Origin of the sequence: Levilactobacillus mulengensis (assembly GCF_003946045.1) — a bacterium.
GTDB classification, from domain to species: Bacteria; Bacillota; Bacilli; order Lactobacillales; family Lactobacillaceae; genus Levilactobacillus; species Levilactobacillus mulengensis.
Genome location: NZ_RHNW01000001.1, coordinates 129,764 through 145,163 on the forward strand (window position 1 = coordinate 129,764; position 15,400 = coordinate 145,163).

Here is a 15,400-nt window from a genome sequence, read left to right on the forward strand (position 1 = left end):
AATGGGGGGATCAGCGTGCGGTATAAATTTGAACAGAATGAGACGATTGATTCGGCTGATCCCTTAGTGGTGGTGGAAGCGGCCGCTGAGAGTCCCGAGACGGCGGCAATTATGACCTATCTGGGGAACTACCAGGTGGCACATGCGGGAATCATTCCCGTGAAAACGCCGGATCGGTTGGTGATGGTCAAGGCGGCCACAATTATTCTCGTCGATGTCCAGCACGAGACGCTGATGCTGTACACCACCACTAGCACGATTACCACGCACGAAACGTTGCGGCACCTAGTCCAACGCTTGGCTAGCCCCAATTTTATCCAGGTGTCCAAGCATGGTGTCTTAAATCTGGACCACCTGCAGTCCTTGGAGGATAGTTTCTCTGGTAATATGACGGCACTCTTAACCAATCAGTTAAAGACCGCTGTGAGCCGCAAGTACGTTAAGGACTTAATGAGCCAACTGGGCTTGTAGGAGGGGAAGCTATGACTAAAATACTCAAGTATGTCATCAGAGGTGTGGGTTATGGCGCCGTGGCCTATCTCGTGCTGATTGCGTTTCACGTGGCACCCACCAACGTCTCCCCGAAAAATGTGGTCAGCCTGTTCTTGGCGAGTGGAGCAATTGGCATTCTCAGCATGATCTTTGACAGTGATCATGAAGAGATGTCCTGGCCGCTGTCGCTTGGGATTCATTTTGTCGGGACGGCCGCACTGATCTTAGGGTTAATGCTCTATAATAACTGGTCCATTGGCGTTTCCTTCTGGATTGAGTTTGTCCTGATCTACGTCGCCATTTGGGCCATCGTGATGCTGGACCAGCGCTTCCGTGTCAGTCAGATCAATCAGGCGTTGAAGCAACGCGCCAAGCATAAATCGTAAAAGACATCTAACTTATGTCAAAAAGGAGTAAAGCCATGACAATTCCATCCGCAACCGCCGTCTATCCCAATCCGGCCATCAAAGAGGTCGTCTTTGTCAAAAATGTGATTCACCGGCCGAATATTCAGGTCGGTGATTACACCTACTACGATGACCCGGTGGCCCCGACTGATTTCGAGGCCCACGTGACGCATCATTACGAATTTTTAGGTGACAACTTGATTATTGGTAAGTTCTGTGCCATCGCCAGCGGAATTGAGTTTGTGATGAACGGCGCCAATCATCAGATGCAAGGATTCTCAACGTATCCCTTTAATATTTTGGGCGGTGACTGGCAAAAATTTACGCCGGCCTTGACCGATTTACCTCTAAAAGGGGACACGGTCGTGGGTAACGACGTCTGGTTCGGTCAGAACGTCACGGTTTTACCGGGCGTGACGATTGGGGACGGCGCAATCATTGGCGCCAATAGCGTGGTGACCAAGGACGTGGCGCCCTACACCATTGTCGGTGGCAATCCGATTCAGGTGATTCGCCCCCGATTTAGTCCAGAGGTCAGCCGGGCATTAGAAAAGTTGGCCTGGTGGGACCGTGATATTACCTGGATTACGGCCAATATTCCGACATTAATGAAAACGGAACCGACTGTTGAACAGGTTGCCGCATTGGCCGACTCGTAGGGAAATGGTGTCATTTGAAAATTAAGTCTAGGATGAGTGATATGGTAAATCAAGCGCAAAAAAGTGACGCAGCTGTCCAAATTTTTAAAGCCCTGGCCGATCCAATTCGGCTGGCCATCATTCAATATCTCAATCAATTGGACCACGAGGTGGCTTGTGGTGAGGTTGGCCGCGCCATGCACATCAGTAAGACTTCTGGGTCCTATCATTTCAAGATTCTCCAGGAAGCGGGATTAATCACGGTAAACAAGGTCGGCCGGGAAAAATATGTCCAGCTAGACCGCTCGACGTTTGACCACTACTTGACCCATTTCTGGCAAAACCTATAGCGCATTAGACCATTGCAGAGTCGTTCCCCCGGGAGCGGCTCTGTTTGATTTTGGTGCTTGTCAGCCGAGAAAGGGCATGCTATGGTTACATAGTTCAAAGGTTTTTGAACTATTAAGCAACCTTAGGAGATGGGGCAATGACAGGGGAAACGTATCGATTGAAATGGATTTTGGGGTTAACCTCGTTAGGATTTTTCATGGCAATGATGGATGCCATGATTGTGACGACGGCATCGACGGCCATTCGCACGGACTTTCAGATTTCCGTGGGGACGCTACAGTGGGCGTTAAATGCCTACAATATTACCATTGCGGCGATTCTATTGCTCGGCGTCGCCTTGGGGGAGCGCTGGGGCCGGCGCCGCATCTATTTATGGGGAATCTTGGTTTTCACCATTGGCTCGGTATTCTGTGCGTTGGCGACCAATATTAGCTGGTTCATTCTGGCGCGGGTCGTTGAGGGACTGGGGGCCTCGGTCATGACGCCTATGTCGATGGCTATTCTGACCAATGCCATGCCCGCTAGCCAACGGGGCCGTGCGCTAGGAATTTGGAGTGGAATCGGTGGCTTGGCCTTGATTGTCGGCCCGTCTTTGGGCGGATTCATCGTGGCCCAACTGACTTGGCAATGGATTTTCTGGATCAACGTGCCCGTTGGCCTCTTGGGTATCCTATTGTCGCGGCACTATTTGCCAGAGAGTCAGGGGCAACGGGAACCGATTAGTCTCCTTGATAATGCGTTGATCATTATGGCCATGACGGGAATCATTTGGGCCCTGTCCGCAGCGACCACTGGCGGCAACCTAAATCTCATCTTGGGTATTGGGGGACTCAGTGTTGGAGCGGCGGGCTGGTTCCTTGTCCGGCAAACTCGGGAAGCGTTGCCCATGCTGCCACTGTTTCTCTTCCGTGAGGCGGCCTTTACGGGTGGCAATCTCGCAACGGCGTGTCTCTACGGGTCAATGTACGGGGTAGTTTTCTTCCTGCCGCAGTATCTGCAGGCCGAGCCACGGGCGACGGCGTTAACGGCTGGGCTGGAATTACTGCCGTGGACGGGAACGTTGGTCTTAGTGGCACCATTCGCGGGAAGAGCTGTCGACCGCTTTGGCGAGCGGGGAGTCGCAACGCTGGGCTTACTGTTCCAAGGGTTGGGTTACTTATTGTTGGCAGCGTTCGTCCATCAAACTTATGCTTGGTTAATCTTGCCACTAATGCTGGCTGGCGTTGGATTATCGATGGCGGGACCGGCATTACAGAAAGCGGTGCTGGGGGCGGTGCCTAACGTCATGATTGGCAAGGCCTCTGGTATCTATAACGTCTTTCGATTGTTGGGCGGGGCGTTGGGGACAACAATTTCAGTGATGATTTTCTATCAGTTTCACCAGTTGGGATTTGTTAGCGGCTTTCAGACAACGATGATTGGGGCGGCCGTGATTTCACTGTTGGGCATGGTCTGGTCCGCACGGCTGAATGAGCGTGTTTGAAATTTTGGACAGAGGGTTCGAGGCAGCAATTAATTTTCTGTTGTGGACTTTGTGTACAGATTATTCGCCCGATTGTTTTGTTGATTTTACAAATTATGACTAATAAGTAGTTTTGTTGTTGTGCGTAATAGGTCTAGGTCGTACCATCAGTTCAAATTTATTCGAAGAGAGGTGATTTGTATGAAGAAGTTAGTGATCTTAATTTTGACATTGGCAACACTGGGAATTGCTGGCCCGGTGATTACCAAAGCTGTGGTTAATTCACAGGTTCGCCAATCAGCTTACTGGTTACCTGAAGGGAGCTTTCCGGATGATGGCGATTTTGGTGATGGTCTGCATCAAGGTGGGTAGAATCTTAAAAATTTATTTACAGAGTTTGTTTCCAGTAGGCCTTTATCTAATTTTAGTTTCACGGACGGTTGGAACAACGATTATTCTTGATCACAGTATTTTTACCATTTATTTCGTTTTGTCATGGTTAATCGCCTATCCATTCATTGCCCGTCAAAGCCCAACGTGGCTTAAACATTTGGGGCGAAATCAAGCGAATATCGCTATGAGGTTTCACAATAGCGATTTGGCTAACTATGACCGGGGGTCTAACTGGCGCGTTGCGCATACCCGTGTTTCTTATTTGCCCATCAGGACTACCATGCCTAGTACTGGATGGGGGGCGTGGTTGATTCGTCAATTTTACTGCTTTGTTTTAATCGTATTTTCCCCCATAGTGTTGATTAAGCGAAGACTTTAATAGATTTTGAAGTCCAGATGGTAATTTTCCATCTGGGCTTTTTGGTTGATAGGGTGTTTGTAACTGGATATTCTCAAGACAGTCGTATGTTTATCATTTACTGGCCAGTCGACGTATATTAGCAGTAGCTCAGACGATTGGAGGCTCAAATGTTGAATCGGTTAATTGCCCACGTTATTGTCCCCACTAACAAGGGCATCGTGGTGCTTCGACGAACGCGGATTGAACGGGGAAAGGCAAATGTTTTTCCCGGTTGGTGGGACCTGCCGGGTGGCTTAACCAGCGACGGTGAATTTCCGCAGGCAGCGGCGGTAAGGGAATGTGCGGAAGAAATTGGCCTGCGGGTCACGATTCAGCGAATTGTTCTGGAAACCTCAAACGCCGATGCGGCTAAGGCGACCTTGTTCACCAGGCTAATTTACTTGGCGGATGAAGTTGATCTTGGGGACGGACAAAATATCCGTTTAAACCTCGCTGAACATGATCGACTTCAGTACCTGAACTCACTGGACCAGCTGGCGGAAAATCACCGGCTCATCCCCTATGTGGTCACTGCAGTCAGCCAGGTACTTAAAAAATAAGTTCAAGGGGAAACAGTCCTTGAGCTTATTTTTTTGTCACTGTCAGGAGTTTGTAAGTTAACCGACTCAGAAGCGTGAACATGTCAGCACTTGGCGGGGATTTAGGCTTTAATGGAGGCGGAGAGGAGTGATTCACCGATGACTGATGAAGAAAAATTGCAACGCATTTACGCGGCGGCGAGTGAACTGTTCATTCAGCCTGGCTACCATGAGACACAGATGCAAATGATTGCGCAACGGGCGCAGATGGCCGTGGGTACCCTGTATCGCCTGTTTAGCGGCAAGGAGGCCCTGCTGGACTACGTCTTCCTGACAACGCTACCGACGACCGTGGACCGCCCACAAACGTTTCCCTTACAGCCGGTTGATCCGCGGGAGCTGGTGCGGCGGACGGAAGCCGCATATGCTGACTGGAATCACCAACTGGCTGGCCAGCAGACGACTAGCTTTGACCAGCTATTAACGGCCTTATTTACGGCGTTTAAACGATACGGGCGTTACTTCTTGATTCTTGAGCATAATCCGAGCGTGAATCCTGCTCTGACTGCGTTATATCGTCAGCAGCGGCAGGAGATTTATCAGCATGTTGGGGATTTTCTGCAGCAACATCAACCTGGATTGAATGACCCCCAACGTAACGGTGTCATCGTGGTCGATCTCGTGTTCTGGTGGTGCGCCCACAAGCGCTACGATAGCTTTGAAACGGAGATGGCGCGCAACGATGATGAGCAAATGTTGATTGTTGTCCGGGAAATGTTGCGGCGTAGCTATCAGTGAGCCCCTTAATTAGCTGACTGGTCGAAGACACGTGAAATAACCGCCGAAAATTGTATTTTGGGTGGGAGTGTTTAGACTGGGTGGCAATCGAATGAATGATTCGTTCATTCGATAAAGCAAGGGGGAGAGAACATGAAATTTCATGAATGGTCCTATCTGAAGCATCATCCAGCGGTTTGGCGAATCTTATTAGGAATTTTGGTCATTCCATTATTCTATGCCAGCCTGTTTCTGGCGTCCGTTTGGAATCCGTACGGGGAGCTTCACCACTTGCCAATGGCAGTGGTCGATCAGGATCGGTCCACGCGCACGCTGGCTTGGGGGCGGACGGTGTCACGAAAGCTGGTCAAAGACAAGTCGCTCCAGTTTCACCGGATGACTGCGGCGAAGGCTCAACGGGAATTAAAGGACGGTCGGCTATTTCTGGTCTTGAAGATTCCGGCCAACGCATCGCAAACTCTGAGTCATTTAGCAACGACACCGAAGCAGCTAAAGGTGACCTATGACACCAATGCGGGTCAGAGCACGGTGGCTTCAAAGATGGGCGCGACCGTGATGCAGAAACTGCAGACGACGCTTAACCAAGCAGCGGTTCAAGCCGAACTACGAGCGAGTCAGAACGCGGCGCTTACGGTGGGCAAACAATTAACGTTGACGGCCAAGCAGTTAGGTCAGTTACAGCGTGCCAGCACAGTCGGTTTACCAGCGGCCAAGGTTGCCGCGGCAACGCAGAAAATTGTAGCCGGTTTGACGCAGGGTGGTGAACAACTCAGCGAGGTTCGGCGGGCGGATCAGTTGAAGCAGTTGGCGATGCCCGTAAAGTTGACGCAGCATGATGTAGTGGCCGTCGCCAACAACGGAACGGGAATGGCTCCGTACTTTATGGCGATTTCGCTGTTTGTGGGTTGCATTACGCTCAACATTATTTACGATGCTCGCAAGCGTCACGGGGAATACCGCAATTTTGCGCTGGCTTGGCTGGATAAAATGGGTTTTCTCTGGGGGTTCGTGGTGTTAGCGGCATCCGCCATGTGGCTGGGTGTGCATTACATCATTGGCTTACGACCGCTGGAACCGGGCAAAACGTACCTATTGAGCTTGCTGATTGTGTTGGCATTCTTCAGTCTGGTGACCTGTTTTCGGCTGTGGTTTGGTCTAACGGGGGCCTGGCTGATGCTTCTGTTCATGCTCTTTCAGATTGGGGCTTCGGGCGGCACTTATCCGATTGAGCTGACCAATCCGTTCTACCGGGCCGTTCATCCATACTTGCCAATGACCGTCGCGATGGCTGGATTGCGGCATACAATTTCGCTTGGCGGCTCGATTGCGGGGATTAGCTGGATTTTGGCTGGAATCGCAGTGGTCTTTAGCTTAGGGACGTTGGCATACTTTTACTGGCACCGAACGGATCCGGCGGTGATGTAAAGGCTTTGATTAAAAAAGACCAGAATCTCGAAGATTCTGGTCTTTTTATTATCATGTAAATATTCCGCCTAGCCCTTCAAGCCGCGCGACTGACGGTCCATGTCTTCTACAACAACGTCAAACATTTCACCTAAAGAAGCACAGTATTCAAGCACTTCCCAGGGCTTGTTCGTGTGAAAATGAATCTTGATCAACGTTTCATCCCCAACAGCAATGAGAGAATCCCCGTCGAAATTTTGTTGAAAATAGGCGTTGATTTTGTCTTCATCTAAATCTTGGCCCTCGATTAAACATTGCGTATCGTACTTATATTCAGTCATATTTTGCATCTCCTGTGGTTGTTACGTCTTTTACAGTACACCGTACTGTAAATGGCGTCAAGTATCTTCGGATATGCTATACTTGGGACAAATGGGGTGAACGATGGATGAGTAAAACTAAGGAACGAATCGTCGAAACAGCAATCGCGCTTTTTAATAAGAGTGGCTATGCGGCAATTTCTTTGCGTGATATTGCCGACGCAGCCGGAACGACGATTGGCAACCTAACCTACCATTTTCATCATAAAGAAGACTTGCTGGTTGCCATCCAAAAAAAAATCGAGTTAGACTTTGTTAATTTTGCGGATGATTCTTCTGAGACGGGTGAGGCGGCACTGAATGAACTAATTATGATTTTTAATAAATCTGCAGAGTTAAAGGCACACAATAGCTTCTTTTTTACGGATTTCGATGCCATCATTAGCGATAACCCAACGCTTAGAAAATCAGTTCAGGCTTTTCGCAAACGATTATATCAGGCCTATCAACAATGTTTTGCTAAGCTGGTCAAGCTTGGGGTTTTTCGTAAAGATATTTCATCCCAACAGTATGATTGCCTGGTATTAGCGTTGCTGACAGTGGATTATGCGTGTGAACTAAGGTATTCGCCTAAGCGTGAGTTTAACCCAACAAGTGATACGGCGGCTCTAAGCATCAGTGCTATCTATCCCTATCTAACCGAACGGGGAAGAACTATTTTTAATAATAGTGAAGGATGGTTATGACTATGATAAGAGACAACAAGACACTCAAAGTTTCCAGCAGGGGGCGCGTGGTTATTCCGTTGGACTTTAGAAAAAGAATGCATCTTTCAACCGGTGACCAGCTGGAAATGACGTTGAGCGATGATGGACGACTGATCCTTGAAAAACTGCCGTCCAATTCTGATTGGAAAAAATTTATCGCTGATATTCCAGTTGAACAAGTGACGGTTGAGCAGGATGGTCGCTATGACCCTGTAAAATCGCCAAATTTTGATAAATGGATGCACGAAGAATAACAGCTCATTGGGAAGGCAACGCGGTTGTTCGCTAAAGGGATCAGGTTTTGATTCAGCTTGCCTTGAATCAGAACCTGATCCTTTTAAATAAGTCTTGCCTTAGAGTCCACATCAAGGTTTATACTTGGTCCGATAAATCAAGTGACCGAAATTTTGTCGCTACAAACGGGGAGAAAATGTGATATGAAAAGAAGATTGTTACTATTTCTGGTAGTCGGACTACTTGTTTTAGGTCTGGCGGCTTGTGGCACGACCAGTAGTCAGTCAACTGCATCAAATTTACCGAATGCTAGTAAATATGAGCCCACGCTGTTTTTCCATGGTTGGGGCAGCAGTTATCGTGCTGAAGAGCAGATGGCCCATTCGCTGGTGAATGCCGGCCTGACGAAGACGATTATGCGGGCAACGGTTTCAAAACAGGGAAGGGTTTCCTTTGCGGGCCAGTTTCGTGAGGGCGATTACCACCCAATCGTAGAGGTGGATTTCAAGGATAGCCGCAATTCGAATCCGCGTCAGTGGGGGCAATGGGCCAAGGCGACCGTCACGACACTCCAGCAGAAGTATCACTTTAAAAGGTTTAACGTGGTTGGTCATTCAATGGGGAATATGGCTATTATGTATGGCTTGCTGGGCAATTCAGCCAAAATGCCCAAGCTACAGAAGCAAGTCGACATTGCCGGTCATTTTAACGGGATTCTGGGTATGAACGATGAGCCTAACCGGATGAAGCTTCAACCCAACGGCAAGCCAACTAGCATGCAGCCCGAGTATCGTGCCCTGTTACCACTCCGGCAGACTTACCCGCGGCAAACGGCGGTGCTTAATATTTACGGCGACAAGGATGACGGCTCGCACTCGGATGGTTCCGTCAGCAATGCGTCGTCCCAATCCTTGCGGTATCTGGTCGCCGACCGTGCCAAGTCTTATCAGGAGCGTAAAATTGTTGGACCCAATGCCCAGCATAGTAAACTACATGACAATGTGCAGGTGGATCGGGTGTTGATTAAATTTTTACTGGGAAGTAAATAGGTTATTCTGTTACGCTTGATTCCGTTGAGAACCAACTGCCAGTATTATTTGTGTTAGCAAAGGAGAGTCATACCTATGGAAATGACAAAAGAAGCCCTCATTGCATTCAGCAGCGCGGGCAAAAAAGTTAGTGTTGATGAGCCGTTTAACGCCCCGGGACGCCGCAATCGAATTGTCTTCGACGCGTTATGGCACGCGGACAGTAAGAAAATATTTGGGTTGGCCTACGAGAAAAACGAAACCCTGTACCTGGATTTAAAATGTCACCCTGCCAGGATTGATGAGCTGGTTAACACGATGCCTTATATCCTGCCGGGACAGCATTTCACGAAGCAAAACTGGATTACCCTGGATATCAGTCAGGTGCCGTCCAAAGAGGTTTTACGGAAACTGGTTGAGGCAAGTTTCCAACTGACCGATTAATTAATGGTATGATGAATACGAATCAGTTTAGTTTTTGCAAAATGAAGGGAAGATCACATCATGCATGCGGTAGTCGTTAATCGGCCAGGTGGGCCAGAAGTTTTGACATACACGGAGGTGCCAACCCCCACGGTTCGACCGGGTTGGACCCGGGTTAAGGTTCGGGGATTTGGCATCAATCATTCAGAAATTTTTACGCGAGAGGGTAAGTCGCCTTCTGTGCAGTTTCCTCGCATATTAGGAATTGAAGTTGTTGGTACGGTGGATGAAACCAGCGCACCGGATCAATTTCAAATTGGTCAAACCGTTGTTTCCTTAATGGGCGAAATGGGTCGGGACTTTGATGGTAGCTATGCCGAATATGTTCTGCTGCCTAACAGTCAGGTTTATCCGATTGCGACTAAGCTGGACTGGGCCCAACTGGCGGCGGTGCCCGAGACCTTCTATACGGCGTTTGGCATCTATCAGAGCTTACGCTTGCAGGCAGGTGACCGCGTGTTGATTCGTGCCGCCACTAGTGGCGTGGGCGTCGCGGTGCTGAAATTAATGAAAGCGTCCGGCTTGAATCTGACAGTCACGGGAACCTCTCGCTCGACGCGTAAGGATGGTGCTTTGAAGCAGCTCGGGATTGATACGGTCCTGCACACGCCCGACGCCAATGTCTTACCGGCAGAGGCGGGTGAATTCGACAAGATTGTGGATTTGATGGGGCCCTCAGCCGTGCGAGATTCCCTGCAGCACACGGCCGAATGGGGCATTGTCAGCGCAACGGGGGAGCTCGGTGGTGTCTGGACACTCGATGGCTTTGATCCCATCATGGACATCCCCAACAATCGGTATCTGACGGGATTCTATTCGGGTCACGTGGATGCCGCACGTATCCAAACCTTATTCGACTTCATCGCTGAGCACCGAGTTGATGTGACCCCGGAGCACGTCTTTACGCTAGCTGAAACGCGAGCCGCTCATGAGTATCTGGCGACTAGTGATGGGCTTGGTAAGGTCGTCGTGTTGCCGTAGATAAAGATAAGTAAAAATGGTCAACTCATATTGAGGTTGACCATTTTTTAGGTTTAAGGTGTATACTACAAAGATAGTTTTAATCACTTAAATAAATAGCTTAAGGGAGTTTGAGATGCAAAATCTAGATTTAACCAATTTGGTGTTGGGTGCGTGGCTACTTTTCGTCGTGATCAAACGGCAGCTTGCCCCCAAGGTAGTTCGTTTTAAAATGGCATTTTTCGTACTGGTCACGCTATTGGGCGCCGCATCAATTGGAGATGCCTTCAATAAACAGCATTTACAGATAAGTCCTTCACAGGCAGTTGTCTTTGGCGGATTGAGCTTGGCTAGTGCGATTATTTTTGCCTTATTACGGGCCTGGTCCTATCGTTTCTGGGTGGATAATAATGGGCTGGTAATACGTCAGGGGAATTGGGTAACGTTGGTCTGGTGGGTCGTCGGGATTGCCGGCCACTTGGGTGTTGATCGGTTATGGACTGGTAGCTCGGTCACGTTATTGCTCTATTTGGGTGTCACCCTGTTGGTGCAACGCGGATGTGTCTGGTGGTTAGCTAGCCGGAAATATCCAACGGAAATGCGCGCCAATGCTGAACTTCAAGCTGAGCGGCATCATGACCGTGACAGAAGAAAGCGCCGTCGGGAATAAGCCAATAATATTGCTAAAAAATACTGAACAATAAAAATGACTAACACCTGAGAAAACTGTCAGAGTTAGTCATTTTTTGTCATTGGATTTTGGGCATTATGGATGTGTCATAGTTTTATTGGCTCGTGCTGTTAAAGGAACTCGAAACGATTCGCTTACTTGTGTTAAACCTAGGTCACATTTTCTCCAACCCATGTCGCTGTTCCTCGTCAATGATATGGGTGTACAGTCCGGTCGCACTAGTTGAGTTCTGTCCCAACTGGGTGGCCACGAGCTGCTCATTCTTGGTGGCGAGGTAGAGTTTTGAGGCTAACGTGTGCCGGAGCTTATGCGGCGTGATACGCACCTTAAATGCAGAGGAATACTTGGCCACCATTTTTTCCATGGAGTTGGCCTGCATGCGCGAGGCCTGACCACGATAGCTACTGAGAAATAGGGCGCGATCACTGCTGGTAGCGTGATAAATCGCCGTGCGGTGGTCAACGTAGTCTTGGATATAGGGCAACGTCCATGGCGCAATTGGGACGGTATCCCGCTGGCCACCCTTACGAACCACCCCAATCGTGCCCGTCTTCAGGTTCAGGTGGCGCAGGTCGGCGTTGGCAGCCTCTGAAACGCGTAAGCCACTACCCAGTAGGAGGGCGTTGATGGCCAGGTCCCGCTGTTTATCCCGGTGAAAATACCGTTTCTTAGCCGGTGACAACAGGCCCTCATATTTTTCGTCGATAAAGGCTAGGTAATCATGATCCGTGTTGCCCAGCATGAGCTTGGTTTTCAAGTTGGCTGCTCGAGTCGCGTAGGTCTCACTGGTTCGCACCAGGGCAATCTTATGCATCACGTTACGGTCGAAGTAGGCTTCACCATGCTCGTCCTCGGTGTCTTCCGTCAGGTACTTGAAGAGCGACGAGAGGGCGTTTAACGAGCGATTGATGGTGGGATGGGTGCGACTGCCGGGGGCGCCTGTGAGCTTGGTTTGGTTCAGCAGGGCAGACTTGTACAGCTCAACGGTTTCTTTCTTTAAAGTCGCCAGCACCTGAATATCAATGTCAGCGGGGCGGCTGGCCGGCGTCAAGCCTTCACTGATCAGCCAGTTGAAGAAGCGCCGATACTCGGTTAGATATTGATAGAGGGTGGCTGGGGACAGGGGCACGGTCGCCTTGGCCTGGTAGTATTCCTGGACGTACCAGGGCGCAGTGGCCAGTTCTTCGCTAATTAATTTTAAATAATGTTGCTTCTCCATAGAAGTGACCTCCAAACATATGTTCTCATATTTTATATGATACTGGTGAATGACCAAATTAGCAAGTCCCCCGCCTTATTTTTGGTTACTACTATCTTTAAAATATTTGTTTTAATGAAAGTAGTTGCTTGAATGGCACCGGCATGACCCGAGGAGCTAGTTAGCGTTTTCGGTTCCAAATGCCTGTGATGTCTGTTATATAGACCTTTTTGGGCGGTATTGGGACTATATTTTATGTTGAGGTGCATGATTACATATGGTACGTTCAAGGCTTACAAATGGCCGTTAGAAACGCTGGTGCAACAGCATTTGTCAGGCATTTAGGTAAGCATATTGGAATCACATGTCGTATGGAATCAGCAATCATCATAAGCCTAAAACACTGTAGCAACAGCTTCTTAGGCCCATAATACGTTGCACACCTAAGAGAAAACAACATTTGAACACCAACTGGAACTGCGTTTATCCAGGAACAAACGCCAGCTAACTAGTCGTTGAGGCATACGTTAGCAATGAGTACCATCAGCAATGCCAACATGTATTCATTAGATCATCTCTAGCTGATTAAACTCAGCGACTGCCATCATCGAGCTGGGCAGCAAGTATCTTCTGATAATTGTTTGGTAGTCCGTATTTGCCTGGTACTTTAGCTTAAGAACCGACAGAAATTATACAGAACCAAGTGCTACTAGAATCGACTGTCATCACGTGATTTTGGACGTTGATTCTAAGCACACGTTCAGACTTTAGACGGAGACCTGACCATGAAATTAACGGAGAATCCGCTTGTAATTTGACAGGTTTGACTGGTCTTAGCCAGCGAAATAGGTTTGCTGGCAGCATGCAGTTGTAACGGCAACACTAAATCGAATTAAACTGATTTAGATGTGGACAGCTGAATTACGGTCGGTAAGTTTGCAAGTTAGTTTCGTTAGCCAGTGACGCAAGCAATCTGCCAAGCATCATGATCGGTAGTCACGCGCACATTGTCAGTGAGTTGCTGTTCAACTGGGCCAGCATGTTTTTCAAATTAGTCACAGCAAGTCCACATGTAGCGTTGCTAAAAAAATAACAACGCATGCCAAAGAAAGGGCATGGCCAGTCTTCACGTCTAAATCGAAAAACTATTCTACTTTACATAATATATATTATCGAAAGCAGTGGTTCAATCGAAAAATACCGCCCTAGAGCCAAAATAAAAATCAGCCGGCAAATTGTCTAAGGACTTTTCACCGGCTGATTTTTTAGTTAACGTTTCTCTACTGCTAATTCTGTTAAAATTCGTTGCGTGATTGGTGTTAAGTTTGCTGGCAATGCTTCCCAGTTAAAAAACTTGGCGGCACTGGTTTCGTCATCGTCGCCGCTGGGTTCACCAGTTGCTGTCAGCTCATACACGACCGTGACCGAATCTATCTGGTCACCGTTGGGATATTGATACTGCATGCCAACGCCGCTCACGACCGTCAACAAATTTGCTGACTGCGCCACCAGACCGGTTTCTTCATGTAATTCACGTTTGGCCGTGGTCAGCGTGCTTTCATTTAATTCCTTGGATCCAGCTGGCAACCCCCAAGCGTGATTGTCCGTTCGTTTGACTAACAAAAGCGCTTGCTGCCGTTGGACGACCGCTGCGGCACCAACCACAATCAGCGGTTCGGCGCCGACTTGTTGGCGTAAATCTAGTACATAACCCACATGCCTTCACCAACCTTTGTTTGTATTTACCAAAAAGCGTTTTACCGCCATTTATTTTGAATAAAGTCCTGGCGGCCGCCCATTTCTTCAATCTGGTAACGGAATGGGTTCTTCCGGTAGAAGTCTTGGTGTTCCTCCTCAGCCGGATAGAATGGCTGGACGTCTTCAATCTGCGTGACGATGGGCTCATCAAACCGCCCGCTACTAGCTAAGGCCGCTTTAGAGGCCTCAGCCGCTTGGCGTTGAGCCGGGCCATCGACAAAAATCACCGGACGGTAACTGTCGCCCCGGTCCTGGAACTGGCCGCTGGCATCAGTTGGGTCCGTTTGGCGCCAATAGATTTCAACCAGGTCCGCGTAACTGATCACGGCCGGATCAAAGGTAATCTTCACGGCTTCGGTGTGACCGGTCGTATGACTGGCGACCTCAGCATACGTGGGATTGACCGTGTGGCCGCCGGTAAATCCGGAAACGACCGACTGAATCCCTGGTTGGGTATCAAATGGCTGAACCATACACCAGAAGCAGCCACCCGCAAAAATTGCAGTTTCTGTTTGTGCCATGTGCAGACCTCCCGTTTAGTTAGTTGTCAAAAAGTTGGGCAAAGTTGTGATAGCCCTTAGCTTCCAGCTGGTCGGCCGGAATAAACTTCAGGGCAGCGGAATTGATGCAGTAGCGTAAACCACCCTGGTCCTGTGGCCCGTCGGTAAAGACATGGCCCAGGTGTGAACCCGCGTCCGTGCTCCGAACCTCTTGGCGCGACATACCAAATGAATGGTCCGTGTTTTCAGTCACGTGACTGGCGTCGATGGGTTTGGTGAAGGATGGCCACCCACAGCCTGCGTCGTACTTATCCGTTGAGCTAAACAGTGGTTGACCACTTACCACGTCCACGTAGATGCCTGGTTCGTAAAAGGCATCATACTTACCGGTGAACGCTGCCTCAGTGGCCGCGTGTTGGGTCACCGCATACTCTTCAGCGGTTAAGCGTTGCTTTAAATCAGCTTGACTCTCTTTTTCTTCTGCCATACTGAATTCCTCCAATCAATTGTGTGCAACTTATTTGCTCTACTATCAGTCTAAAACTTTTACCGTTAAACGCAAGTAATTTGTCTAATC

Annotated in this window: 20 protein-coding genes; 15 read left to right on the forward strand and 5 right to left on the reverse strand. The window is 48.9% G+C overall.

Going from position 1 to position 15,400, the window contains the following annotated elements; translation table 11 throughout:
- The first annotated feature begins 15 nt into the window (after positions 1 to 15).
- The 9 genes from EKM84_RS00600 (at position 16) to EKM84_RS00635 (ending at position 6,905) form a co-directional block, all read left to right on the forward strand.
- A complete protein-coding gene (locus EKM84_RS00600; RefSeq protein WP_125762585.1) occupies positions 16 to 471 on the forward strand; it encodes a LytTR family DNA-binding domain-containing protein in 456 nt (151 codons plus the stop codon).
- 11 nt (positions 472 to 482) lie between these two features.
- On the forward strand, positions 483 to 878 hold the full coding sequence (locus tag EKM84_RS00605) for a DUF3021 domain-containing protein (RefSeq protein ID WP_125762587.1): 396 nt from the start codon (positions 483 to 485) through the stop codon (positions 876 to 878).
- Between the two features lie 35 nt (positions 879 to 913).
- Positions 914 to 1,558 carry a Vat family streptogramin A O-acetyltransferase gene (locus EKM84_RS00610; protein WP_125762589.1) on the forward strand — a complete coding sequence of 215 codons (645 nt, stop codon included), beginning with the start codon at positions 914 to 916 and terminating at the stop codon, positions 1,556 to 1,558.
- A 41-nt stretch (positions 1,559 to 1,599) separates the two neighbouring features.
- Positions 1,600 to 1,887, forward strand: coding sequence for an ArsR/SmtB family transcription factor (locus EKM84_RS00615; protein WP_125762591.1), 288 nt, complete (start codon positions 1,600 to 1,602; stop codon positions 1,885 to 1,887).
- Between the two features lie 137 nt (positions 1,888 to 2,024).
- The gene (locus EKM84_RS00620) at positions 2,025 to 3,371 is read left to right on the forward strand and encodes an MFS transporter (protein WP_125762593.1); all 1,347 of its coding nucleotides are present in this window, start codon (positions 2,025 to 2,027) and stop codon (positions 3,369 to 3,371) included.
- Positions 3,372 to 3,551: 180 nt separating this feature from the next.
- Positions 3,552 to 3,722, forward strand: coding sequence for a hypothetical protein (locus EKM84_RS14090; RefSeq protein ID WP_164511260.1), 171 nt, complete (start codon positions 3,552 to 3,554; stop codon positions 3,720 to 3,722).
- 549 nt (positions 3,723 to 4,271) lie between these two features.
- On the forward strand, positions 4,272 to 4,703 hold the full coding sequence (locus EKM84_RS00625) for an NUDIX hydrolase (protein WP_125762595.1): 432 nt from the start codon (positions 4,272 to 4,274) through the stop codon (positions 4,701 to 4,703).
- A gap of 138 nt (positions 4,704 to 4,841) precedes the next feature.
- Positions 4,842 to 5,480, forward strand: coding sequence for a TetR/AcrR family transcriptional regulator (locus EKM84_RS00630; RefSeq protein WP_125762597.1), 639 nt, complete (start codon positions 4,842 to 4,844; stop codon positions 5,478 to 5,480).
- Positions 5,481 to 5,612: 132 nt separating this feature from the next.
- Positions 5,613 to 6,905: a YhgE/Pip domain-containing protein gene (locus EKM84_RS00635; RefSeq protein WP_125762599.1), complete on the forward strand. Its 1,293-nt coding sequence runs from the start codon at positions 5,613 to 5,615 to the stop codon at positions 6,903 to 6,905.
- Between the two features lie 68 nt (positions 6,906 to 6,973).
- On the opposite strand, the gene EKM84_RS00640 is transcribed toward EKM84_RS00635, so the two are convergent.
- Positions 6,974 to 7,225 carry a kinase to dihydroxyacetone kinase gene (locus tag EKM84_RS00640; RefSeq protein ID WP_125762601.1) on the reverse strand — a complete coding sequence of 84 codons (252 nt, stop codon included), beginning with the start codon at positions 7,223 to 7,225 and terminating at the stop codon, positions 6,974 to 6,976.
- A gap of 107 nt (positions 7,226 to 7,332) precedes the next feature.
- Between EKM84_RS00640 and EKM84_RS00645 the strand changes: the two genes are divergently transcribed.
- The 6 genes from EKM84_RS00645 to EKM84_RS00670 all read left to right on the forward strand — a co-directional run bounded on the left by EKM84_RS00645 (position 7,333) and on the right by EKM84_RS00670 (position 11,346).
- The gene (locus tag EKM84_RS00645; RefSeq protein ID WP_125762603.1) at positions 7,333 to 7,950 is read left to right on the forward strand and encodes a TetR/AcrR family transcriptional regulator; all 618 of its coding nucleotides are present in this window, start codon (positions 7,333 to 7,335) and stop codon (positions 7,948 to 7,950) included.
- A 2-nt stretch (positions 7,951 to 7,952) separates the two neighbouring features.
- Complete coding sequence (locus tag EKM84_RS00650; RefSeq protein WP_164511261.1) at positions 7,953 to 8,225, forward strand: AbrB/MazE/SpoVT family DNA-binding domain-containing protein; 273 nt, start codon at positions 7,953 to 7,955, stop codon at positions 8,223 to 8,225.
- A gap of 183 nt (positions 8,226 to 8,408) precedes the next feature.
- Entirely contained in the window at positions 8,409 to 9,254 is an 846-nt protein-coding gene (locus EKM84_RS00655; protein ID WP_125762607.1) for an alpha/beta hydrolase, read from the forward strand.
- Positions 9,255 to 9,329: 75 nt separating this feature from the next.
- Complete coding sequence (locus EKM84_RS00660) at positions 9,330 to 9,677, forward strand: MmcQ/YjbR family DNA-binding protein (protein ID WP_125762609.1); 348 nt, start codon at positions 9,330 to 9,332, stop codon at positions 9,675 to 9,677.
- A gap of 60 nt (positions 9,678 to 9,737) precedes the next feature.
- Complete coding sequence (locus EKM84_RS00665; RefSeq protein WP_125762611.1) at positions 9,738 to 10,697, forward strand: alcohol dehydrogenase catalytic domain-containing protein; 960 nt, start codon at positions 9,738 to 9,740, stop codon at positions 10,695 to 10,697.
- A gap of 115 nt (positions 10,698 to 10,812) precedes the next feature.
- Complete coding sequence (locus EKM84_RS00670; protein WP_125762612.1) at positions 10,813 to 11,346, forward strand: hypothetical protein; 534 nt, start codon at positions 10,813 to 10,815, stop codon at positions 11,344 to 11,346.
- A gap of 175 nt (positions 11,347 to 11,521) precedes the next feature.
- Here EKM84_RS00670 and xerS read toward each other — a convergent pair whose 3' ends face one another.
- The 4 genes from xerS to msrB form a co-directional block, all read right to left on the reverse strand.
- Positions 11,522 to 12,586 carry a tyrosine recombinase XerS gene (xerS, locus tag EKM84_RS00675; protein WP_125762614.1) on the reverse strand — a complete coding sequence of 355 codons (1,065 nt, stop codon included), beginning with the start codon at positions 12,584 to 12,586 and terminating at the stop codon, positions 11,522 to 11,524.
- Between the two features lie 1,248 nt (positions 12,587 to 13,834).
- Positions 13,835 to 14,281: an NUDIX hydrolase gene (locus EKM84_RS00680; protein ID WP_125762616.1), complete on the reverse strand. Its 447-nt coding sequence runs from the start codon at positions 14,279 to 14,281 to the stop codon at positions 13,835 to 13,837.
- A gap of 41 nt (positions 14,282 to 14,322) precedes the next feature.
- The gene (gene msrA / locus EKM84_RS00685) at positions 14,323 to 14,844 is read right to left on the reverse strand and encodes a peptide-methionine (S)-S-oxide reductase MsrA (protein ID WP_125762618.1); all 522 of its coding nucleotides are present in this window, start codon (positions 14,842 to 14,844) and stop codon (positions 14,323 to 14,325) included.
- A gap of 19 nt (positions 14,845 to 14,863) precedes the next feature.
- A complete protein-coding gene (gene msrB / locus EKM84_RS00690; protein WP_125762620.1) occupies positions 14,864 to 15,310 on the reverse strand; it encodes a peptide-methionine (R)-S-oxide reductase MsrB in 447 nt (148 codons plus the stop codon).
- Positions 15,311 to 15,400 lie beyond the last annotated feature (90 nt).

Coding starts and splice junctions, on each gene's coding strand:
- EKM84_RS00605 (WP_125762587.1), top strand. CDS start 483: ATGACTAAAATACTCAAGTATGTCATCAGAGGTGTGGGTTATGGCGCC.
- EKM84_RS00610 (WP_125762589.1), top strand. CDS start 914: ATGACAATTCCATCCGCAACCGCCGTCTATCCCAATCCGGCCATCAAA.
- EKM84_RS00615 (WP_125762591.1), top strand. CDS start 1,600: ATGGTAAATCAAGCGCAAAAAAGTGACGCAGCTGTCCAAATTTTTAAA.
- EKM84_RS00620 (WP_125762593.1), top strand. CDS start 2,025: ATGACAGGGGAAACGTATCGATTGAAATGGATTTTGGGGTTAACCTCG.
- EKM84_RS14090 (WP_164511260.1), top strand. CDS start 3,552: ATGAAGAAGTTAGTGATCTTAATTTTGACATTGGCAACACTGGGAATT.
- EKM84_RS00625 (WP_125762595.1), top strand. CDS start 4,272: ATGTTGAATCGGTTAATTGCCCACGTTATTGTCCCCACTAACAAGGGC.
- EKM84_RS00630 (WP_125762597.1), top strand. CDS start 4,842: ATGACTGATGAAGAAAAATTGCAACGCATTTACGCGGCGGCGAGTGAA.
- EKM84_RS00635 (WP_125762599.1), top strand. CDS start 5,613: ATGAAATTTCATGAATGGTCCTATCTGAAGCATCATCCAGCGGTTTGG.
- EKM84_RS00640 (WP_125762601.1), bottom strand. CDS start 7,225: ATGACTGAATATAAGTACGATACGCAATGTTTAATCGAGGGCCAAGAT.
- EKM84_RS00645 (WP_125762603.1), top strand. CDS start 7,333: ATGAGTAAAACTAAGGAACGAATCGTCGAAACAGCAATCGCGCTTTTT.
- EKM84_RS00650 (WP_164511261.1), top strand. CDS start 7,953: ATGATAAGAGACAACAAGACACTCAAAGTTTCCAGCAGGGGGCGCGTG.
- EKM84_RS00655 (WP_125762607.1), top strand. CDS start 8,409: ATGAAAAGAAGATTGTTACTATTTCTGGTAGTCGGACTACTTGTTTTA.
- EKM84_RS00660 (WP_125762609.1), top strand. CDS start 9,330: ATGGAAATGACAAAAGAAGCCCTCATTGCATTCAGCAGCGCGGGCAAA.
- EKM84_RS00665 (WP_125762611.1), top strand. CDS start 9,738: ATGCATGCGGTAGTCGTTAATCGGCCAGGTGGGCCAGAAGTTTTGACA.
- EKM84_RS00670 (WP_125762612.1), top strand. CDS start 10,813: ATGCAAAATCTAGATTTAACCAATTTGGTGTTGGGTGCGTGGCTACTT.
- xerS (WP_125762614.1), bottom strand. CDS start 12,586: ATGGAGAAGCAACATTATTTAAAATTAATTAGCGAAGAACTGGCCACT.
- msrA (WP_125762618.1), bottom strand. CDS start 14,844: ATGGCACAAACAGAAACTGCAATTTTTGCGGGTGGCTGCTTCTGGTGT.
- msrB (WP_125762620.1), bottom strand. CDS start 15,310: ATGGCAGAAGAAAAAGAGAGTCAAGCTGATTTAAAGCAACGCTTAACC.